Raw genomic sequence first — 2630 nt, forward strand, 5'->3', positions numbered from 1 at the left:
AATACAGGTAAATCATACTCATCTAATGATATTTTTTTTGTTACTAAAAACTTTTTTTTAAAAAAAGGTATAAACAATAATACAGACAAAAGAATCGTGTATGATAAAATATTAATTAGTTCTGTCATTTTTTAACCATGTAAAAACATCTGTCCCTATAATTATCTAAAATTTTAAAATCATTGTTTTTTAATTTTGTATTTTTTGTTTTATTCAAGATAATTAATTTATCATCATCAATTTTTTTTATAATTTTTACTAAAAATCCAATATTGTTGTGGTGACCTTTTAAAATTTTTAATCTTGGGTGGGGTGTTTAAGTTAAACTTGTTTTTAATATAAAATATGTACCCTGTTCCAAAAAGCTCGCAAAAATCATAAACTTTTTGTTGTCTACTATTATGATTTTTTGAATTTATATCATACAGATTTTTAAAAAAATTAGTATTTTTACAAATTAGCAAAATGAGAATTACAATTAAAAATGTTGATATTTTTTTTTGTATTTTTGACATAAATTTCAAAATTTTTTTTAAATTAAACTAAGAAATTGGACAAGTTTGGTTTAAAGTATTTTGGTCCTTTTAGTACCTTTCCTTTATCACTATAAATTGGTTTACCGTCTAAACCCAGTTTACTCATGTTTGATTTTTGAACCTCATCAAAACATTTGTCTAAATTAATTCCAAAAGCATGTCCGGCTCCATAGGTTACATAAAGCAAATCTGTAAGCGCATCTGCAACCTCCAATAAATTTTTTTCGCTTATAGCCTGCTTTAGCTCTTCTAATTCTTCTTCAATGAGGCTAACTCTTAAACTATTAATTTTTTCTGAGCTTAATGAAGATCTTGACTTAACCTCCTGACCAAAAGTTTTCATAAATTTTCCCACTTTTTCAAAGTTTGTCATAATGCTCCTATTTGATTATTGATAAACATAATGTATAAGAAATAGTACTTTAAGCCAAAAGTAATATTATGAAATTCAGAAAAGAATTTGACAGTATTGGGCAAATAAATGTACCTGTTGATAAGTATTGGGGTGCTTCAACTCAGCGATCAAAAAAATACTTTGATATCGGTGAATTTTTAGTAAGACCGATTCTGATAAAATCTATTTCAATAATTAAAAAAGCAGCTGCAATTGTTCATAATAGAGAAAAGCAAATATCTTCGACCATTTCTAGAGCAATTATAAAGGCTTCTGATGAAGTAATTTCTGGAAAACTTGATGATCACTTCCCACTTAAAGTTTGGCAAACTGGGTCAGGCACACAGACAAATATGAATGTTAATGAAGTTATTGCTAATAGAGCAATTGAAATTTTAGGTGGAAAGAAAGGTTCTAAAAATCCTATTCATCCTAATGACCACGTTAATAAATCACAATCGACTAATGACGTTTTTCCTACTGCAATGCATATAGCTATAGCAATTGAGACTAAAAATAAACTTTTACCATCACTTGAATTATTAAATTTAGAACTTAAAAAAAAAGTCAAAAAATTCAAGAGTATAGTTAAAGTTGGAAGAACGCATCTACAAGATGCTACTCCTTTATCTTTGGGTCAAGAGTTTTCAGGATACCAATCACAATTAGAAAATTGTATATCTCGAATTAAAAATGCTTTAGGTGAAATTTTTTATCTAGCTCAAGGTGGAACAGCTGTTGGCACAGGAATTAATACTAAAAAAGGTTTCGATAAAAAAATTATTAATGAAATAAAAAAAATAACTAAACTTCCTTTCAAACCGACAAAAAATAAATTTGCGGCACTGGCTGCTCATGATGAAATAGTCAATTTCTCAGGAACATTAAATACAACTGCTGTTTGCTTAATGAAAATTGCTAATGATATTAGATTTTTAGGTTCAGGTCCTAGAGCAGGATATGGTGAGTTGATTTTACCTTCAAATGAGCCAGGCTCTTCAATCATGCCAGGCAAAGTCAATCCAACTCAATCAGAAGCAGTTACAATGGTTTGTGTAAAAGTTATTGGAAATCATAATGGTATAACAATGGCTGGCTCACATGGCCACTTTGAATTAAATGTTTTTAAGCCATTAATTGCGCACAATATATTACAATCAATCGATTTGTTATCCGACAGCTCTAAAAATTTTGGATTATATTGCATAAAAGATATAGAGGCTGACAAAATTACAATTAAAAAATATCTCGATAATTCTTTAATGCTAGTTACAGCCTTAGCACCAAAAATAGGTTATGATAATGCTGCTAAGATAGCAAAAAAAGCTCTTAAAAATAAAACTACTCTAAAAATAGAGGCTCTTAAATCAGGATTAATAGATGAGAAAGAATACGATAAAATTGTCGATCCAAAAAAAATGATCTATCCCAATTCATAGTAAGTATAAAAAATTTCTTTCAAAAAATTTTTAAAACTTATTGAATTTAAATATTCAAATCTTTTGTCTGCATAATTATCTACTAAATCATCAATTTTTTCTGAATTAACTATTTTATTTTTTAAATTATAAAAATTTATTTTATTTACTTTAAAGTTTGTATTGACAGTATCAAATTCAAAAATAAATTCTAATTTTTTAAAATTTTTTCGTTTATTTTTTGGTATTAAAAATTTTTTATAAAAATTATCTAAATTTTTT

Annotated in this window: 3 protein-coding genes; 1 reads left to right on the forward strand and 2 read right to left on the reverse strand. The window is 26.7% G+C overall.

Translation table 11 applies throughout. The features are described 5' to 3' along the window. Positions 1–537: 537 nt before the first annotated feature. Positions 538–909 (reverse strand): pyrophosphohydrolase domain-containing protein, encoded by a 372-nt coding sequence (locus tag AMN73_RS01460; RefSeq protein WP_075534527.1) that lies wholly within the window; start codon positions 907–909, stop codon positions 538–540. A 68-nt stretch (positions 910–977) separates the two neighbouring features. Here AMN73_RS01460 and fumC point away from each other — a divergent pair, with 68 nt between their 5' ends. Next, positions 978–2369, forward strand: a complete 1392-nt coding sequence (gene fumC, locus AMN73_RS01465; RefSeq protein ID WP_075534528.1) for a class II fumarate hydratase — start codon at positions 978–980, stop codon at positions 2367–2369. Here the strand turns inward: fumC and AMN73_RS04425 are convergent. Beyond that, positions 2354–2630 (reverse strand): hypothetical protein (locus AMN73_RS04425; protein WP_179850068.1); only part of this gene is annotated, 277 nt, incomplete at its 5' end. The two genes, fumC and AMN73_RS04425, sit on opposite strands and share 16 nt — an antisense overlap.

This window comes from Candidatus Pelagibacter communis (genome assembly GCF_001179965.1).
GTDB lineage: Bacteria > Pseudomonadota > Alphaproteobacteria > Pelagibacterales > Pelagibacteraceae > Pelagibacter.

What these genes read in the sequence shown, in the direction of transcription:
- AMN73_RS01460 (WP_075534527.1), bottom strand. Translation starts at nt 909, where the DNA reads ATGACAAACTTTGAAAAAGTGGGAAAATTTATGAAAACTTTTGGTCAG.
- fumC (WP_075534528.1), top strand. Translation starts at nt 978, where the DNA reads ATGAAATTCAGAAAAGAATTTGACAGTATTGGGCAAATAAATGTACCT.